This window comes from Sphingomonas daechungensis, assembly GCF_039543105.1.
GTDB lineage: Bacteria > Pseudomonadota > Alphaproteobacteria > Sphingomonadales > Sphingomonadaceae > Sphingomicrobium > Sphingomicrobium daechungense.
Window position 1 is genome coordinate 597,469 of the sequence record NZ_BAABJC010000001.1, and the last position, 16,486, is coordinate 613,954.

20 protein-coding genes are annotated in these 16,486 nt (G+C 63.3%); 6 read left to right on the forward strand and 14 right to left on the reverse strand.

All coding sequences use genetic code 11. The features are described 5' to 3' along the window. Nucleotides 1-17 precede the first annotated feature (17 nt). Nucleotides 18-464 carry a hypothetical protein gene (locus ABD928_RS03015; RefSeq protein WP_187714378.1) on the forward strand — a complete coding sequence of 149 codons (447 nt, stop codon included), beginning with the start codon at nucleotides 18-20 and terminating at the stop codon, nucleotides 462-464. Nucleotides 465-485: 21 nt separating this feature from the next. On the opposite strand, the gene ABD928_RS03020 is transcribed toward ABD928_RS03015, so the two are convergent. From ABD928_RS03020 to ABD928_RS03055, 8 genes are all read right to left on the reverse strand, one after another. Further along, nucleotides 486-935 carry a RidA family protein gene (locus tag ABD928_RS03020; protein WP_345165955.1) on the reverse strand — a complete coding sequence of 150 codons (450 nt, stop codon included), beginning with the start codon at nucleotides 933-935 and terminating at the stop codon, nucleotides 486-488. A 45-nt stretch (nucleotides 936-980) separates the two neighbouring features. Continuing rightward, complete coding sequence (locus tag ABD928_RS03025) at nucleotides 981-1,619, reverse strand: hypothetical protein (RefSeq protein ID WP_345165958.1); 639 nt, start codon at nucleotides 1,617-1,619, stop codon at nucleotides 981-983. After that, a complete protein-coding gene (locus ABD928_RS03030; protein ID WP_187714381.1) occupies nucleotides 1,616-1,831 on the reverse strand; it encodes a helix-turn-helix transcriptional regulator in 216 nt (71 codons plus the stop codon). The genes ABD928_RS03025 and ABD928_RS03030 overlap by 4 nt, the downstream gene beginning before the upstream one ends. A gap of 65 nt (nucleotides 1,832-1,896) precedes the next feature. After that, nucleotides 1,897-2,370, reverse strand: coding sequence for an SH3 domain-containing protein (locus tag ABD928_RS03035; RefSeq protein WP_345165963.1), 474 nt, complete (start codon nucleotides 2,368-2,370; stop codon nucleotides 1,897-1,899). A gap of 5 nt (nucleotides 2,371-2,375) precedes the next feature. Beyond that, nucleotides 2,376-3,782 carry an NAD(P)H-dependent flavin oxidoreductase gene (locus tag ABD928_RS03040; RefSeq protein WP_187714382.1) on the reverse strand — a complete coding sequence of 469 codons (1,407 nt, stop codon included), beginning with the start codon at nucleotides 3,780-3,782 and terminating at the stop codon, nucleotides 2,376-2,378. Nucleotides 3,783-3,916: 134 nt separating this feature from the next. Continuing rightward, complete coding sequence (locus tag ABD928_RS03045; protein WP_223276264.1) at nucleotides 3,917-4,402, reverse strand: glycine zipper 2TM domain-containing protein; 486 nt, start codon at nucleotides 4,400-4,402, stop codon at nucleotides 3,917-3,919. An 89-nt stretch (nucleotides 4,403-4,491) separates the two neighbouring features. After that, nucleotides 4,492-5,346: a carboxylating nicotinate-nucleotide diphosphorylase gene (nadC, locus tag ABD928_RS03050; RefSeq protein WP_345165969.1), complete on the reverse strand. Its 855-nt coding sequence runs from the start codon at nucleotides 5,344-5,346 to the stop codon at nucleotides 4,492-4,494. Nucleotides 5,347-5,378: 32 nt separating this feature from the next. Continuing rightward, a complete protein-coding gene (locus ABD928_RS03055; protein WP_187714383.1) occupies nucleotides 5,379-6,230 on the reverse strand; it encodes a metallophosphoesterase family protein in 852 nt (283 codons plus the stop codon). Between the two features lie 116 nt (nucleotides 6,231-6,346). On the opposite strand from ABD928_RS03055, the gene ABD928_RS03060 reads away from it, so the two are divergent. The 3 genes from ABD928_RS03060 (at nucleotide 6,347) to ABD928_RS03070 (ending at nucleotide 8,402) form a co-directional block, all read left to right on the forward strand. Further along, nucleotides 6,347-7,417 carry a phosphotransferase family protein gene (locus ABD928_RS03060; RefSeq protein WP_345165972.1) on the forward strand — a complete coding sequence of 357 codons (1,071 nt, stop codon included), beginning with the start codon at nucleotides 6,347-6,349 and terminating at the stop codon, nucleotides 7,415-7,417. A gap of 85 nt (nucleotides 7,418-7,502) precedes the next feature. Then, complete coding sequence (locus tag ABD928_RS03065) at nucleotides 7,503-8,066, forward strand: hypothetical protein (RefSeq protein WP_187715914.1); 564 nt, start codon at nucleotides 7,503-7,505, stop codon at nucleotides 8,064-8,066. Between the two features lie 45 nt (nucleotides 8,067-8,111). Then, nucleotides 8,112-8,402 carry a hypothetical protein gene (locus tag ABD928_RS03070; protein ID WP_345165978.1) on the forward strand — a complete coding sequence of 97 codons (291 nt, stop codon included), beginning with the start codon at nucleotides 8,112-8,114 and terminating at the stop codon, nucleotides 8,400-8,402. A gap of 39 nt (nucleotides 8,403-8,441) precedes the next feature. Here ABD928_RS03070 and ABD928_RS03075 read toward each other — a convergent pair whose 3' ends face one another. The 5 genes from ABD928_RS03075 to ABD928_RS03095 all read right to left on the reverse strand — a co-directional run bounded on the left by ABD928_RS03075 (nucleotide 8,442) and on the right by ABD928_RS03095 (nucleotide 13,385). After that, nucleotides 8,442-10,586 (reverse strand): M3 family metallopeptidase, encoded by a 2,145-nt coding sequence (locus ABD928_RS03075; protein ID WP_187714384.1) that lies wholly within the window; start codon nucleotides 10,584-10,586, stop codon nucleotides 8,442-8,444. A 115-nt stretch (nucleotides 10,587-10,701) separates the two neighbouring features. Then, a complete protein-coding gene (locus ABD928_RS03080; RefSeq protein WP_345165980.1) occupies nucleotides 10,702-11,217 on the reverse strand; it encodes an NUDIX hydrolase in 516 nt (171 codons plus the stop codon). Further along, entirely contained in the window at nucleotides 11,214-11,891 is a 678-nt protein-coding gene (locus ABD928_RS03085; RefSeq protein WP_187714385.1) for a TPM domain-containing protein, read from the reverse strand. The genes ABD928_RS03080 and ABD928_RS03085 overlap by 4 nt, the downstream gene beginning before the upstream one ends. Then, nucleotides 11,888-12,754 (reverse strand): TPM domain-containing protein, encoded by an 867-nt coding sequence (locus ABD928_RS03090; protein ID WP_345165983.1) that lies wholly within the window; start codon nucleotides 12,752-12,754, stop codon nucleotides 11,888-11,890. The genes ABD928_RS03085 and ABD928_RS03090 overlap by 4 nt, the downstream gene beginning before the upstream one ends. 34 nt (nucleotides 12,755-12,788) lie before the next feature. Then, a complete protein-coding gene (locus tag ABD928_RS03095) occupies nucleotides 12,789-13,385 on the reverse strand; it encodes a LemA family protein (RefSeq protein WP_187714386.1) in 597 nt (198 codons plus the stop codon). Nucleotides 13,386-13,525: 140 nt separating this feature from the next. On the opposite strand from ABD928_RS03095, the gene mscL reads away from it, so the two are divergent. Both mscL and ABD928_RS03105 read left to right on the forward strand, forming a co-directional pair. Continuing rightward, the gene (gene mscL / locus ABD928_RS03100) at nucleotides 13,526-13,948 is read left to right on the forward strand and encodes a large conductance mechanosensitive channel protein MscL (RefSeq protein ID WP_187714387.1); all 423 of its coding nucleotides are present in this window, start codon (nucleotides 13,526-13,528) and stop codon (nucleotides 13,946-13,948) included. Nucleotides 13,949-13,951: 3 nt separating this feature from the next. Then, a complete protein-coding gene (locus ABD928_RS03105) occupies nucleotides 13,952-14,404 on the forward strand; it encodes a hypothetical protein (RefSeq protein WP_345165986.1) in 453 nt (150 codons plus the stop codon). Here ABD928_RS03105 and ABD928_RS03110 read toward each other — a convergent pair whose 3' ends face one another. After that, on the reverse strand, nucleotides 14,405-16,438 hold the full coding sequence (locus ABD928_RS03110; RefSeq protein WP_187714389.1) for an amidohydrolase family protein: 2,034 nt from the start codon (nucleotides 16,436-16,438) through the stop codon (nucleotides 14,405-14,407). It abuts the gene before it with no gap. Between the last annotated feature and the right edge of the window lie 48 nt (nucleotides 16,439-16,486).

A 16,486-nucleotide genomic window follows, 5' to 3' on the forward strand; every position in this document is an offset into this window, starting at 1 on the left:
CAAACGGGGAGAAAGCCATGCGCCTGACGATCGTCACACTTGCCGCAATTGCCTTGGTTAGCTGCAACAAAGCCGAAGCACCGGCAGACACGAATGCCGATGCCAATGCCGTCGACGTTAACGCTGTCGACGCAAATGCCGCCGCGACGCCCGCCGCGTTCCAGCTCAACGAGACGACCTGGACCTTCACCGACAAGGACGGCCAGGCCATCAAGGAGTCGATCGACGCCAGCGGCAACTACATCGCCAACGCGGGTGACAAGCATCTCGACCACGGCACCTCGGTGATAAAGGATGGCAAGGCTTGCTTCACCAGCGCGATGAACAAGGACGGCGAGGTCTGCTGGACCATTCAGGCCGTCGAGGTCGGTCAGGCGATGGAAACGACCAGCGACAAGGGCGAGAAGCTCACCGTCACGCGAGTTGCGTATGAACCGATGACGATGCCGGCGCCCGCCCAATAAGCAGACGCTGCTGCGCGGGCCCTACTTTGGGCCCGCGTAGGCCAGGCACTCGAGCTCGAGTTGGGCTCCCAGCGCAAGGCCGCTCGCTCCGAATGCACTGCGTGCGGGCAGCTTCCCTTCGGGGAAGTAGGGCACGTACACCGCATTGAACGCCGGCCAGTTCTTCATGTCGGCGATCATGACCGTGCATTTGAACACGTCGCCCCAGTCAAGGCCCCTCGCCTTCAGCGCGGCGCCGACGTTCTCCATCGTCTGCTTGGCCTGGCCCTCGAAGGTCTCCGGCAGCTTGCCGTCAGGTCCGATGCCGATCTGACCGGAGAGGTACATCACGTCCCCGACGCGTACCGCGCTGGAGAAGGGAGCGGGCCGGCCGGTGATCGCCCCTGGCGCAGGGAAGTATTCGACGGTCGGCGGCGCAGCCTGTGCGGCACCTGCGGACATGAGCAAAATCACCGACGCGATCAATTTCATCTTCGCCCCCTGTTGTGGTCGCGACCGTCATAGCATCTTTGCGGCTCAGCGGGGCATCAGCATTCCGCGCCTGCCGACGGCGATGAATGCGGTCAGGAGCTGGAGGATGATGAGCAGGGACACGAACGCCAGCGGGCTGATCCAGGGCACGTACCCGAGGTGCGCAAGCGCCGCCCAGCCGCCGAACAAGACGAGGGTCGCGTAAAAGCCATAGGCCGAGGCTTCCCTCGTCAGCTGCCACGTCAGCTCATCATATTGCTTCACGCCAGCCGCGGTCACCGCGACGACGGCAATCAGGCACAATGCCGCAATTGCCAGCGCGACCTGGTTGTCGATGCCGCCCCCCGCCATGGCGAGAACGAGCACGAAGACGCCGATCAAGATGGTTGCGATTGCACTGGTCCTGAGCTTTGGCCGCTCTTCGCGAAGTTCGTCGGCATCCTCGACGTTGAGGAAGTGCGCCCCAGTCTTTGGCGCCGCCACGCCCAAAGCGACCATCAGACCGATTAGCAGGTAGACAATGCCGCACGCGGCCGCGATGAGCACGGATGGGTTCTTCAGGTCCATGTTCGGCTCGCCGACGAACTTGAAGAACAAAAGGGACGCGACCGCTCCGACGATAGCTCCCGCAAGCATGCGCCAAATCATGACGCGCATTTTCCTGGCATCCATGGTTGCACTCATTTCGACGGTTCCTCCGGTTCCCATTTGTCGATGAAGATCTGGTCGACGGGCACGGCGAAGAGTTTCGCCAGGCGCAGCGCCAATGGGAGGCTCGGGTCGTACTTGTCGGTTTCGACACAGTTGATGGTCTGCCGCGAGACGCCAATGCGCCTCGCCAACTCACCCTGACTCCAGCCGCGCGCCTCGCGGATGTGCTTCAGCCGATTCTCCACGCGCCAATCATCTGTCCAGAACTCTTGACTGTCAAGAGTGTTGGACAGGTACTCGCAGAGACGAATTAATCGACGGTTTCTCCGTCACTTACGCCCCAGATGTCGGACGTGCGGATATAGCCTTCGCGCTTGTCGACGCTGAAATGGCACCAGCCGTTTCCACAATGCTCAATGCGGCCGACCACCCCCGGCTGGGCATTGTAGCGAAGCCGGCTGCCGGCATCGGGCTTGGCATAAATGGATCGCGGATCGCCTGGCTTCACGATGGCAGTGCGGCGATCGCTGAGCAGCGTAACCAGCATCCAGCCCTGCGTGCCCTCCGGATCCTCGATCAGGCGCCAATTCGGATAGGTCTTTACCACCCGGATCGGCAGGTCGCGGCGCTTGTAGAGCCAGACGCCCGGATAATTCCGCCCCGGACCAGTGCGCATCATTGCCTCGCCCGAAGCGATCGATGCCCAGTACGGCGGCTTCTTGTCCTGCGCGGCCGCGGGAACGGCGAGCGCCAGGATGACTGCGGCGAGAACCCCCTTACGCACGAACCTCAAGCTCCCGTCAGGATGCGGTCCACAAGTTGCTTCACCGTCGGGACGAAGCCGTTCGAATAAAATGGGTCGGTCTTGAACCGGAACGCCGCGTGCCCGGCGAAAATGAGGTTGTTTTCGACGGGCCCGCCATGCGCGATATCCTGAAGCGTCTTCTGGATGCAGAAGCTGCGCGGGTCGGCGAGACGCCCGGTCGAATTCTTCTCATTGTCCGCCCAGGATGAGAACGAACATTGGCTGAGGCAGCCCATGCATTCCGCCTGGTCGTGGCGGATCTGGTTCTTCTCCTCAGTCGTGACGAAGATGAGCGTTTCGTCCGGAGTCTTCAGCGCCTCATTATACCCGGCGGCGAACCATTCGCGCGCATGCTGAAGGTCGCCCTTGGTGACCCAGTAGCCACGCTTCCTGCCGACGCCCACGTCGAGCTCGAAGTGATGGTCGCCGAGGGGCTCCTTGGTAAAGGCCACCTGCCGGTGCGACCGCGCCTCAAGGTTGCGCAGGAACGGGTTGCGGACTGCGGAAGAATAGAAGCCGGTCGGCGAAAAGCGGTGCAGCAGCACATCGCCCTCTTCCAGAGTCATCAGCCGCGCCTTCCACTCGGGCGGGATCGGGCTTTCCTGGGTCAGCAGCGGCCGGGTTCCGAACTGAAAGACAATCTGCCCGAGCTCCGGATTGTCGATCCAGTTCTCCCACTCGTCGAGGCGCCAGACGCCGCCGGCCATCACGATCGGAACGCTGTCGGCGATGCCGTTGTCGCGCATGGTTTGGCGAAGTGCGGCAACGCGCGGATAAGGATCCTGCGGCGCGCGCGGGTCTTCGGCATTGGAAAGCCCGTTGTGACCGCCAGCCAGCCACGGATCCTCGTAGACGACCGCGGCCAGCCATTCCGCCGCCTTGGAATATGCGCGCTTCCACAATGCGCTGAAAGCACGAGCGGAGCTGATGATCGGCAGATAATTGACGCCGTAGGAGGCTGCGATCTCGCTCAGCTTGTAGGGCATGCCGGCGCCGCAGGTGACGCCGGTGACCAAGCCCTTCGTGCGCTCGAGTACGCCGTGGAGCACGCGCTGCGCGCCGCCCATTTCCCACAGCACGTTGATGTTGATCGCGCCCTTGCCCGACGCCATGTCGTAAGCGCGCTGGACCTGCGCGACGGCACCGTCGATCGCGTACTGGATAAGCTCTTCGTGGCGATCCCGGCGGGACATGCCGTTGTAGATTTGCGGGATGATCCGGCCTTCCGGATCGTAGCTGTCGGCATTGACCGCGGACACGGTGCCGATGCCGCCGGCAGCCGCCCAGGCGCCGGAACTCGCGTGATTGGTCGCAGAGACGCCCTTGCCGCCTTCAACCAGCGGCCAGACCTCGCGTCCGCCGTAAAGGATGGGCTGCAGCCCCTTGAACAATTCGTCTCTCCTGTTTCGCGGCTATATACGGTCTCTTGCTGACAATTCTGCAAAAATCCACTGGGGAGCGCCCATAGCAAACGGGCCGGGGATTTCTCCCCGGCCCGCCCTTGATTGTCTATCGGTACCTTTGCTTAGCAGCGGCCCTGCGCAACCTGGCCGCCGACGACCGCGCCGAGCGCTCCGCCGATCAGCGCGCCGGCCGTACCGTTGCCCGTGCGATAGCCATAGCGGTTGTGACTGGTCGCAACCTGCGATCCGACGACTGCGCCAAGCGCACCGCCGATCAACGCGCCGGTCGTGCCGTTGCCGCAGCGGTAGCGCTCGCCGTAGTAGCGGCTGTTGTACCCGTTTCCGTAGTAGGGCGAGCCATAGTAGCTGTTGCCGTAGTACGGGCTGCCGTAATAGCCGCCGTAGGCGTTCGAGCCGTAGTAGCGCGAACCGTAGTAGGGGCTCGCATACCGCGTCGAAACGTAGCGCGTGCGGTTCGGGACGTAGCGGACCGTCTCGACCGCCCGGACCCTGTGATGGCGATTCCAATCGTGGTCCCTCGCCGAAGCGGCGGTCGGGGCCGCGATCATCGACGCTGCCGAGAGCGTCAGGATTGCAGTCTTTAACATCGAAATACTCCTCGATGACCAGTGGCCACGCGGGGCCAGTCAAGGAGTTAAGTACGACTTTGCAACTGACAACGCGCTGAATGCGCCGTTCACCCCAGGTCTTGCAGCGAATAGTCGAGCCCGATGTCGACCGATGGCGCGGATTGGGTGATCCGTCCGACCGAGATGTAGTTCACGCCGGTCTCCGCAATGCCGCGGATGGTGTCGAGGTTCACGCCGCCGGAGGCCTCCAGCGGGACGCGACCGGCAACCGACTCCACCGCCTCGCGAAGAACCGGAGGTGGCATGTTGTCGAGCAGGAGGCGATCGGCGCCAGCTTCCAGCGCAGGCTCGATCTGCGCAACGCGATCGACTTCGACCTGGACCTGGAACCCGGTGTTCGCAGCCTTCGCCGCACGAACGGCATTCGCCACGCCGCCAGCGACGGCGACATGGTTGTCCTTGATCAGGAGACCGTCGTCGAGCCTCATGCGGTGGTTCTCCGCTCCTCCCATCCGCGCCGCGTATTTCTCTAGCAGCCTCAGTCCGGGGATGGTCTTGCGGGTGTCGAGCAAGATCGCCCCCGTCCCCGCGATCTTCTCGACGTAGCGTCGCGTCAGGGTCGCAATCCCCGACAGGTGCTGGAGCGTGTTCAACGCCGAGCGCTCGGCAGACAGCATGGCCCGCGCATTGCCTTCGAGGCGCATTATCACCGACCTGGCGGGTACGCTGTCCCCGTCCGTGACCAGCTTCTCGATCCGCACATCCTTGTCGAGCGCGCGGAAGAAGGCGGCAGCAATCTCAAGCCCCGCGATGGCGATCGGCTCCCGGCAGTTCATCTCCGCGGTGAAGCGAGCATCGGCCGCGATCGTCGCGGCGGAAGTGATGTCGCCGCCTGAGCCCAGGTCCTCGGCAAGCACGCGGCGGACGAATTCCTGAACATCGAACTGGTCGGATAAAGCCATGCGCCGCCTCTAAGCGAGCGCCGCGCAGCCTGCTAGTGAGTCGCGTCCTCGACTACCTTTTCGTCGCCGACGATCCGCCAATGATCCTCCCGGCGTTCGTAGCGCTGGGTCGTTCGGGACTCGAACCCGCCGCCCTTCAAAGCCTGCAGCGTCAAGGTGACGGCGTCGTCGACGATATCGATCCGGTTGAAGTTCTGTTCCTCGTCCCGAAGACGCACGGAGGTCGCCGTTCCCGCCTGGACTACGAGCGCCGGTCCGGCGCGGGTGACGAGATCGTGGGCGCTATGCGTCGAGGCCGTGTGGTGATGACCTGCCAGCAGCAAGTCGACTCCCGACTCTGCGGCTGCGTCGAGCGCAAGTCCGCTCCTCCCCGCTGCTCGCTCGACTTCGCCGGTTTCACCGACCGGAAGAGCGAATAGGGGATGGTGAGTGACGAGGACCCGCAGGCAGTTCGGATCGCTGCGTTCGAACGTGCTGCGGATGAACTGGATCTGCTCGCGGCTGATGCGGCCGTCCTTGAAGGTCAGCGATCGCGCCGTGTTGATGCCAAGCACCGATACGCCGGGCAGTTCATGAAACGGGCACAGCGTCTCGTCGATGTACCTCTTGTAACGGGTCAGTGGCGACAGGAAGCGCCGAAAGACGTCGTACAGCGGGACATCGTGGTTGCCCGGAACGGCCAGAACGTCGTGTCCTGCTTCGCGCAGGCGCTCCAGGAACTCGCATGCCTGCTGGAACTGCTCGGTGCGCGCGCGCTGGGTGAAGTCGCCGCTGATGACGACCAGGTCGGGCTTCTCTTCGTCGACACGCTGCACGACCGCATCCACCAGACGGGGATCGTGTGCGCCGAAATGAAGATCGGAAAGGTGGATCAGGCGAACCATGTGCTTCCAACACTGTCACCCTGAACTTGTTTCAGGGTCCATGAACTCGGCACTTGCAGTCGGCCGCCAACGCTGGTGTTCATGGATGCTGAACCAAGTTCAGCATGACGGGGGCGATGGACCGTACCGACGCGAATACCGGGACGCGCGAAGTATCCGAGCGGCTGCGCTTCGATACCGAAGCGCTGGACGGATGGATGGGCGAGCACATCCCCGGAGTTGGCGGGCCGATCTCGGTCAGTCAGTTCAAGGGCGGCCAGTCCAACCCGACGTACCGCGTCGACAAGGGCTCCCAAAGCTTCGTCCTTCGCCGCAAGCCGCCGGGCAAACTGCTCCCCGGCGCCCATGCGGTCGACCGTGAATATCGCGTGCTTGCGGCACTCGGCGCCCAGGGCTTTCCGGTCCCGCGGGTGTACGGCCTGTGCGAAGACGACAGCGTCATTGGCACCGCCTTCTACGTCATGGACATGGTGCCCGGCCGGATCGTCTGGGAAGCGCATTTCCCGGGCATGAGTCGGGAACGGCGAGCCGCACACTTCGACGCCATGAACGCAACAATCGCCTTGCTGCACAGCTACGATCCGGACGCCATTGGCCTCGGTGACTATGGCAAGGCGACAGGGTTCGTCGAACGCCAGGTAGGACGGTGGTCGAAGCAATATCTCGCCGACACGGATGGCGGGCGCGTGCCGGCAATGGACGAGCTCGTCGACTGGCTCGGCAAGCACCTCCCAGCCGACAACAGCCGATCCAGCGTCGTGCATGGCGACTATCGCTGCGACAATATGATCTTCGACGCGGACGAACCGGCGGTCCGCGCAGTGCTCGACTGGGAATTGTCCACGTTGGGTGATCCCGTGGCGGACTTCACCTATCACCTGCTGATGTACCGCATGCCCGGAGGACCGAGCTTCAGCGGCCTGGCCGGTATGGACCTCGAGGCTTTGGGCATCCCGTCCGAGGACGATTATGTCGCCGCCTATTGCCGTCGCACCGGCCGCGATCACTTGCCCAACAAGGATTACCTGGTCGTCTTCTGCCTGTTCCGGCTCGCCGCCATCCTTCACGGGATCAAAGGCCGGTTGGCGCGGGGCAACGCTTCGTCGGCTCATGCGGCGCAGATGGTGGAGAGGCTCGAACCTCTTGCCGAACTGGCGCTCTCCGAAGCGAAAAAGGCGCAGTTGTAGCGCTTTTCAGCAAGTGCTCAGGACTTCCTCAGGCTTTCTGCTCCGGCTTGAGTGACTGACAATGCGTCGTTTGAAGGAGGCGCACATGGAAGCAGTCACGGATATTGTCGCAGGCTCGCGCTGGAGCCGTTGGCGAATCGTCATGTGGGGAACCGCTACGTTCCTGCTCCTGCTGCCCGCGATCGCGATGCAGTTCACAAGCGAAGTCGATTGGGACGCGCGCGATTTCGTTATCATGGGTGTGATGCTCGCGAGCGCATGCGCTGTATGCGAACTGGCTGCCCGGGCATCAAGCAATGGCGCTTACCGAACCGCTGCAGGGATTGCGGTCGGGACCGCCCTTCTCACCGCCTGGACAAACCTGGCCGTTGGAATGATCGGTTCGGAGTCCAATCCCTACAACTTGGTGTTCGCGGGCGTTCTGGGCATTGCGCTGGTTGGAGCAATCGTCGCGCGGTTCGAGGCGTCCGGAATGGCGCGAGCGATGATCGCGGCCGGTCTCGCCCAAGCCGCCGCCGGTGCATTCGGACTGACCGCTGACGTCCGCGGCGCGCTGTTCAGCATGGGCTTCTCAGGTCTCTGGCTGCTGTCGGCGCTGACCTTCCGCGTCGCGGCGCGGCAATTGGCCGCTTCTTCCAAACTCGTGTAAAGTTCGAAACGCACGACTCATCTGCGTGCGAGAGGGAGACGGCTCATGCACAAAGGCATTGCGGCGTTCCTGGTCATGGCCGCGGCAATCGCCCCGGCCCCTGTTCCCGACTTCACGGCGAGCGCCGACCCCACGCGCTTCGGCGACCCCAATGAGAAGATCTGCGAGGATATCATCGTCACCGGAAGCCGGCTTGCGAAAAGACGCTTTTGCGGCACGCGCCAGGAATGGGAAGAAAAGCGCATGGAAGACCGCAAGCTGATCGAAGAGATTCAGCGTAGCCCGTGCCAGATCACGAAGAGCGGGGGAAACTCGAACGCCTGCGTGCCAATATAGGAAAGGGCCCTCGTCGATCGCTCGAAGAGGGCCGATTACCTAATTCGTCGGAAAACCGCGCTTCTTCAGCAATGCGTTCACGTCGGGATCGCGGCCGCGGAACTCGCGGTAGGCTTCGGCGCGATCGGTCTCGTTGCCGGTCGACAGCAGATACTTCTTGAAGTTGCCTGCGACCGTCTTGTCCCACGGGCTGCCCGCCTCCTCGAACGCCGCCCAGGTGTCGGCGTCCATCACTTCCGACCAGAGGTAGGAATAATAGCCGGCCGAATAAGCGTCGGACGAGAAGAGGTGACCGAACTGCGGCATGCGGTGCCGCATCACGATCTCCTTCGGCATGCCGATTTCCGCCAGCGTCTTCTTCTCGAACGCGTCCGGATCGACCACGCCGCTGGGGTCGGTGTGCAGCTTCATGTCGACGATCGCCGAGCCGAGATATTCGACCGTGGCAAAGCCTTGGTTGAACGTCTTCGCCTTCTGGATCTTGTCGACCAGGGCCTGCGGCATCGGCGCGCCGGTCTGGTAGTGCTTCGCAAAGCGTGACAGCACTTCCGGCGTCAGCAGCCAATTCTCGTTCACCTGGCTCGGATACTCGACGAAGTCGCGCTGCAAGCCGCCGAGGCTCGGATAGCGGACGTTGACCAGCAGGTAGTTGATGGCGTGCCCGAACTCGTGGAACAGGGTTTCCGCATCGTCGAGGCTGATCAACACCGGCTTGCCCGGTTCGCCCTTGGTGAAGTTGTTGTTGTTCGACGCAAGGACGATGTTGTCGTTGAGCAACTTCGAGCGGCTGCGGTACGTCGTCATCCACGCGCCCGAGCGCTTCCCGTCACGCGCGAAGGCGTCGAAGTAGAAGACGCCGACGACCTTGCCAGTCGGGATGTCCGTCACTTCGAACGTGCGGACATCCGGATTAAAGACGGGGATCTTGCCCGTATTTTCCTTGAAGCCGAGGCCGTAGAGTTGGCCCGCCTCCCAGAACATGCCGTCGACGAGATTGTTGAGCGCGAAATACGGCTTAATCTCGTCCTGGCTAAGGTCGTACTTCTGCTTGCGGACCTTCTCCTGGTAGTAGCGATAATCCCACGGCTCGATGGTGATCTTGTCGCCCAGCTTGTTGGCGAGCGCCTGCTGGTCCGCGACCTCTTCCTTCACGCGGGCGACCGCCGGGGTCCAGACGCGCATCATCAGGTCCATCGCCTTGGCCGGGTCCTTGGCCATGGTGTCCTGCATCCGCCACTCGGCGTGGTTCTTGAACCCTAGCAGCTTTGCGCGGTCGGCGCGCAGCTTCACGATCCTGGCGATGGTCGCGTTGGTGTCGTTTGCGTTGCCGTTGTCGCCGCGGTTGACGAACGCCGTCCAAACCTTCTCGCGAAGCGCGCGATTGTCCGCGAACGACAGCACCGGGTCGACGACCGAGCGCGTGTTCTTCAGCGCATAGGTGCCGGCCGGAAGCTTGCGGTCCTTGGCCGCGCCGGCGAGCGCGACCTTCACGTCGTCGGGAACGCCCTTCAGCTCCGCCTCGGTCGCGGTGATGTAGGTGCCCTCGTCTGCCAGCAGCCTCTCGTTGAACGTCGAGAAAAGCGTCGCCAGTTCCTGGTTCATCGACGCCAGTTGCGCCTTCTGCGCTGGGTTCAGGTTGGCGCCGCTGCGAATGAAACCCTCGTAGGTCCGCGTCAGAAGGCGGTCCTGCACGGCATCGAGGCCGAGCGTCGCCTTGCGGTCGTAAAGCGACTTCACGCGCTGAAAGAGCTTCTCGTTGAAATTGATCTCGTCGAACGCGGCGGAGATTTTCGGCTGCCAATCCTTGTCGAGCGCCTGGTATTCCGGCGTCGACATATTGTCGGTCATGACGGCGAACACGTTCTCGACCCGAGAGAAGCGCTGCCCGGCCTTTTCCATCGCTTCGATCGTGTTTTCGAATGTCGGCGGCGCCGGATTGTTGGCGATCGCATCGATCTCGCGGCGCTGATCTTCGATGCCGAACTGGAACGCCTGCGGAAACAGCTTGGGATCGACCTTATCCCAAGGCGGAACGCCATCGTACGGGCCGGACCAGTCGGCCAGCAGGACGTTGGTCGGAACCGCTACGCTGGCGGACGCGGCCGGAGCCTTCGCCTGCGCATGTGCGGCCGTGCCAATGGCGGCCATCGAAAGAATGGCCGTCGTGGCCAGCAGCATCTTCATATTACCCCTCGATCAAGGAAAAATGGTGTCGCCGCATCGCGGACCGGCCGCGATGCAACAAGCGGGACTTCGACGAACGGCAGATAGGTACCCGCAAGTGAACCGTCGCTGACGTTCAGAACTGCATGAAGTTCAGCAGCTTGACGTCGACGGCCATGCCCTCGGCCCGTCGTGCTGCGACGAATGCGGCTATATCTTCGCGGGCGACCAGATGGACGTTGATGTCCTCATGGTCCGTGCCCCCGCCCTCGCCGACTTTGCGGAGACCGGTCGCGCGAACCAAAGTGAAGCTCTCGGTCAGCATTCCCGGCGAGGACTGGAATTCGCCGAGCACCTCGATTTGATCTGCGGTGTAACCCGTCTCTTCCTCGAGTTCCTTGACGGCCGTGCCCTCGACGGTCGCATTGGGGTCCTCGTCGCCGACGAGGCCAGCCGGTAGCTCGAGGCAGCGATTGCCGACCGGTACGCGATACTGGTCTATCAGGACAACCTTGCCCTCGGTCTCGGCGAGGATGACGACTGCCGTTACCCCCCGCGTCCGCGAGACATATTCCCAGCGGCCGCGCTTCAGGGTGCGGACGAACTTCCCTTCCCACTTCACTTCCAATGGAGCGTCGGCGTCCGCTGTCATAGTTCGATGAGCTTGTCCGGAATCTCGTTGGTATCGGTGGCGGAACGCGGGAAGTGCTCGGCAAGCACCGCACCGACCCGCTCGATGGCCGCCACGATCCCGTCCGCGGGCCTTCCAGCCTTCACGCCTTCGAGAAGAGCAGCCATCGCCTCGCCCCAAGTCTCCGGCGTCGTGACCTTGAGGATAGCTTCGTCGGCGACAATCTCGGCGCGCCGCTCGCCCATCGAAAGATAGATGAGGATGCCGGTGCGGCCGACGGTCCGGCGCTCGGCGCCCGCCTTGAACACCGAAATCGCCCGACGCCGCACCCGCCGGGTCTTGGTCGCTCCAGGCGTCAACGCCAGTCGCAGCGGCATGTACTTAAGGATGAGAAGGACCGCGGTGAACTTCAGCACCGCCAGGATCATCAGGAATGTCAGCAGCTCGCGAAGCGTCGATTCCGGCCGCCACGACCCGAGGAAGACGTCGAGCCACCATTCGAGTCCCCACGGCCAGATCGCCGCCCAAGCGAGCACTGCGATCAACGCCAGCACCGCCCAGTGCAACGCGACATCATGATAGGAATCGCTGAGCGGCGTCGCGGCCGCGATGATCTCGCCATCGCTCTTCGCCTCCGCCGCGGCAATCGCCGCGCTGACCCGCGAATGATCCTCTTCGCTAAGTTGCAGCATCACCAGCTTCCCCCTGCGCCGCCGCCGCCAAAGCCGCCTCCGCCACCGGAGAAGCCCCCGCCTCCGCCGAACCCGCCGCCGCCGCCAAAGCCGCCTCCACCGCCCCAGCCACCGCCGCCGCCCCAGCCGCCACGATTGCGCGACCCGCGGCTGAGCTCATTGAGGCCCCACAGCACAATCAGGGGATCGATTCCGCCACGGCGGCGGCGATAGCGCCGTCCGCTCATGCCGCGCGAAAGCGAACCGATGATCACGAAGAAAATGACGACGATAAAAATGACCGGGATGAAACCCGCGCCGCCGCTCCGCCGCTGACTCTCCTGCTGGCGGGCCTTGTCGATGTTGGCCTGCGCCTGGTCGGCCGGAAGCTCCATCTGCTTGATGATGGCGTCCGCCCCCGCGGTTATTCCCGCGCCATAGTCCGGCGGGTTCTTCTTGAATTCCGGAAGGATCTTCTCGCGAACGATCACGCCGGACATCGCGTCGGTCAGGAACCCTCCCGCGCCATAGCCGGTGGTGATCCACACCTTCCGCTCATTCGGTGCGACGAGGAGGATGACACCGTCATCCTCCTTGGCCTGGCCAATGCCCCACCTGCGGCCGAGCTGGTAAGCGTAGTCCTCGATCGGCAAGCCATCGAGGCTCTTCACCGTCGCGACCACGAACTGCCGCCCGGTCTGTGCTTCGAGCGTCTGCGACTTGCTCGAGATGTCGAGTTCCTGCTCCGGACGAAGCAGCTCTGCCTGGTCGACCACGCGGCCGGTCAGCTTCGGAAAGTTCTGCGCCGAAGCTGGCGCTGCCCACAATACTAACACCGTCATTGCGAGCGCAGCGAAGCAATCCAGAAGCTTCCGCTGGATCGCCACGTCGCTACGCTCCTCGCGATGACGGGTCAGTGGATCAGCTCGCGTTGAAGTTCACCGATGGCGCAGCTTCCGCGCCTGCCGCCGCCTGAAACGGCACCTTCGGCTTGGCGCCATAAAAGATCTTGGCGCCGATCGCGTCCGGGAACGTGCGGATGCGGGTATTATAGGCCTGCACCGCCTCGTTATAGTCGCGGCGCGACGCGTTGATGCGGTTCTCCGTGCCTTCCAGCTGATCCTGCAGCGCGAGGAAGTTCGTGTTGGACTTCAGGTCGGGATAGGCTTCCTGCAACCGCTGCAGCGGGATGATCGCCTGCGTCAGCCGGTTCTGAGCCTCGTTGAACGCCTGCACCTTGGCAGGGTCGCTAAGGTCGTCCGCGCTGAGCTGGACGCGGCCGGCATTGGCGCGGGCGTTGGTCACCTCGACCAGCACCGATTTCTCCTGTTGAGCGTATCCCTTGACGGTCTCGACCAGGTTCGGGATCAGGTCCGCGCGCCGCTGATAATCCGCCTGCAGGTCGCCCCACTTCGCATTTACGTTCTCCTCTGCAGTCGGAACGCTGTTGAGCCCGCACCCGGCAAGGCTGAGAGCGGCAAGTGGAGCGAGAAGACCAAATCGACGCAGTGCGGTCATGACGTTTCCCCTGAAGAGCAACCGGCGCGCTAAGTAGAGGGCGGCAAGCTGTTTTACAATAGCAACACACGTGAACTGCTGACTTCCAAACGTCCACATCTGCGCTAGGCTCCACTCCGCGAAGCGAAAGGAGAACCTCCATGTTCAGCGAATTCCGGGACTTCATCGCACGCGGCAACGTGCTCGACCTCGCCGTAGCCGTCATCATCGGAGCTGCATTCGGAACGATCGCCACCAGCCTGACGGGCGACATCATCATGCCGATCGTCGGCGCGATCTTCGGCGGGCTCGACTTTTCCAGCCATTTCATCGTGCTCGGCCAGATCCCGGCGGACTACGGCGGCTCGGTGACCGATTACGCCGCGCTCAAGAAAGCGGGGATCCCAGTCTTGGGCTGGGGCGAGTTTGTCACGGTCGTCATCAACTTCGTCATCCTCGCCTTCATCATCTTCCTGCTTGTTCGAACCGCGAACAAAGTGATGAAGAAGGCCGAGGACGCGCCTGCCGGCCCGACGGAGGTCGACCTGCTCACGGAGATTCGGGACGAGCTGAAAAAGCGCTAGGCTTTGTTCTGGTTAGTCATCTTTGCGGGCGTCTTCGTGGTGCTGCTCGCGTCATGGAGCCGCAAGCAAAAGCAGGGGGCAGCGGTCGCGGGAATCCGCACTCACTTCCCGCGCATAGCCCGGTTGCGTCTGATTGCGGCATGCCCCGGCCTCGACGGCATCCTCCAGGAAACCGAGCTACGAATGCTCTTCGACTGGATCCTGCTGCAGCTCTACGGGCGGACCCACACGTCGAGTTTTGGCGACCTCATGCAATGGACCATCGAGCATGGCGAAGGCGAAAGCCTCCAGCTGATGTCTGAGGTCACGCGCGACGCGGTCGACCGTCTTCCGGCGCCAGCCTTGCAGGTGATCGACGGCTGCGAAGGACGTGTCGTCGCAGCCGTAATCATCGACCAGGCATTGAGCGAGACCGGGCGCAACATCGCGCCCGAACTCAACCAGAAATACGTGTGACTATTTTGGACGGCCGTTGAAGCCCGCCTCCGCTCGCAACGCGTCGGCATCCATCAGGACACCGTCGCTCATCACCTGATTAACGTGACGTAGGTCGCCGATGCGCTCCGACGGATCGCCATCGACGAGTACCAGATCGGCTTCCTTGCCGACGGTGATCGAACCAGTGCGGTTGTCAGCTTTCACATTCCGGGCCGCGTTGATGGTCGCGGTCGCAAGCGCCTGTCCCGGCGTCATGCCGCCGTCGACATAGAGTTCGAGCTCTCGCACCAGCTCCATGCCGTAGCCGTCGGTGCCGGCGACGATCGGCGCCCCGGCCGCGCGGAGCCTGTTCACGTAGACCCCCATTTTCTTGACGCTTGCCTCGGCATCGGCGCGAGTCATGCCCTCCGGATAGGGGATGGGCCCCGACTTGAAGCCGCGCTCGGTCGCTGCCGGCAGCGTTCCGACATATGCGGTATACGCCGGCTGGATCTGCCCCGCATTGGCAAGCAGCACGCCTTCGACGACCACCAGGGTCGGGTCGAGCGCAATCTTCTTCTCTGCCATGGTCTTGATCACCGTCTTCATCGGCTCGGCATCGAGGTCGACGTCCTTGAAGTACTGGCCCGGCCCGGTCATCCGCGCGGTCGTGTTCGACTTCGCGACGATTGCGTCCGGCATCGCCTGCATCGTTCCGAAGTAAATGTGGGTGATTTCGTCATAGCCGGCGTTGATCGCATCCAGCGTCCGCATTCCGGCGGGGATGTGGCCGTGGACGTGAAGCCCCAGCTCATGGGCCAGCTTCGCAGCGGGAGGGATCCAGGCCGGATTCATCGATGTGTAGAACTTCACGCCGGTCAGGCCGGCGTCGTGAATCTTCCGGACGGCCGCGAGAGTCTCTTCGAGGCTGCCAACCGCCATGCTTCCCTGCGCGGCGAGCGGCCCTTTCTGGTCGACAATGACGGAATCGAAGCATTCGGGCGCCAGCAGCTTGCCGTTCGACCGCCGTTCGCGCTGCGACACCTGAAGCTCCAGCGGCCCACCGGGATTGCGGCAGGACGTCACGCCGAGCGCGAGCTCGCTAACCGCCGTGAAGTCGTCCGAAACGTGCATGTGGCTGTCCCACAGGCCGGGAACTAAGGTCTTCCCCGCACCGTCGATCACGCGCGTTCCCGCGGGCAAGGACGCCGGAACCGCGCCGACGCTGACGATCTTGCCGCCGGAAGTCAGGACGTTCTGGTTGGCCACGAACGTCTCGCCGAGCGAGTCATAGACCTGCACATTCTTGAACAGCACGGGCCGCTTGGCGTCGGCGGTCAGGAACTTCGCTGCTGTTGCCGGGGCCAGACCGGCGATCGCCGCATCCTGCGCCGCCTGCATCCTGTCCATGTTGGCCTCATAGCCTTCCGGCAGAAGCGTCAAGCCGACGAGCGCTCCGAAGAACTTGCCGTCGGACGTCCATACTGGCGTCGGGGTCTGAGTCGTGCCGCGCAGAAGCTGGAGCTCAACCTTCCTCTTTCCCTGCGGCCCCTCGACCTCAAGCTCGGAAATCTTGGTCAGCGTCGCCTTGCCCGAGGGCAGGAGCGGCAGGCCAGCTTCGCCAGCCGCGAGGATGCGGTCGATCTGCGGCGCGAAGGACAGGAACGTCCCGCCTTGCGGAAGATAATAAGCGGCACTCGTATAGGGCGCGCTGCCCTTGTCGACCGGGCTGGTCCAGGCTGCCTGCCCGCCGCTCACGGCATAGTTTTCCGCCGCGTCGCCACTTGGCGTCACGCCGCGGATGACGATCTCGCTCGGCATGTTGTCCGAACCGAAGCGGAAGGTTTCGTCTGTCTCGAAAATCAGTCCGCGCAGCAGAATCGACTGCCGAAACGCCATCCGCCCATCGGGGAGTTTCCACGCATATTCGTCGCCATGCTTGCCGGCCGAGGAAATCACCACGTAGTGCGCAGCGTCCTTTGGCGGCACGAGCAGCTGATCCTTTGGCGTCGGAGCGGCAATGGCGGCTGGCGCGGACGCGACCAGCAAAGCGGAAAGAATCGTATGGCGCACGGTGAACCCCCTAGTTCGAAGGGGGCGCACCGTAAGGCGCAAACGGGC

Bases quoted from the DNA above. Each gene is read 5' to 3' on its own strand.
- ABD928_RS03015 (WP_187714378.1), top strand. From the start codon at position 18: ATGCGCCTGACGATCGTCACACTTGCCGCAATTGCCTTGGTTAGCTGC.
- ABD928_RS03020 (WP_345165955.1), bottom strand. From the start codon at position 935: ATGAAATTGATCGCGTCGGTGATTTTGCTCATGTCCGCAGGTGCCGCA.
- ABD928_RS03025 (WP_345165958.1), bottom strand. From the start codon at position 1,619: ATGAGTGCAACCATGGATGCCAGGAAAATGCGCGTCATGATTTGGCGC.
- ABD928_RS03045 (WP_223276264.1), bottom strand. From the start codon at position 4,402: ATGTTAAAGACTGCAATCCTGACGCTCTCGGCAGCGTCGATGATCGCG.
- nadC (WP_345165969.1), bottom strand. From the start codon at position 5,346: ATGGCTTTATCCGACCAGTTCGATGTTCAGGAATTCGTCCGCCGCGTG.
- ABD928_RS03055 (WP_187714383.1), bottom strand. From the start codon at position 6,230: ATGGTTCGCCTGATCCACCTTTCCGATCTTCATTTCGGCGCACACGAT.
- ABD928_RS03060 (WP_345165972.1), top strand. From the start codon at position 6,347: ATGGACCGTACCGACGCGAATACCGGGACGCGCGAAGTATCCGAGCGG.
- ABD928_RS03065 (WP_187715914.1), top strand. From the start codon at position 7,503: ATGGAAGCAGTCACGGATATTGTCGCAGGCTCGCGCTGGAGCCGTTGG.
- ABD928_RS03070 (WP_345165978.1), top strand. From the start codon at position 8,112: ATGCACAAAGGCATTGCGGCGTTCCTGGTCATGGCCGCGGCAATCGCC.
- ABD928_RS03075 (WP_187714384.1), bottom strand. From the start codon at position 10,586: ATGAAGATGCTGCTGGCCACGACGGCCATTCTTTCGATGGCCGCCATT.
- ABD928_RS03080 (WP_345165980.1), bottom strand. From the start codon at position 11,217: ATGACAGCGGACGCCGACGCTCCATTGGAAGTGAAGTGGGAAGGGAAG.
- ABD928_RS03095 (WP_187714386.1), bottom strand. From the start codon at position 13,385: ATGACCGCACTGCGTCGATTTGGTCTTCTCGCTCCACTTGCCGCTCTC.
- mscL (WP_187714387.1), top strand. From the start codon at position 13,526: ATGTTCAGCGAATTCCGGGACTTCATCGCACGCGGCAACGTGCTCGAC.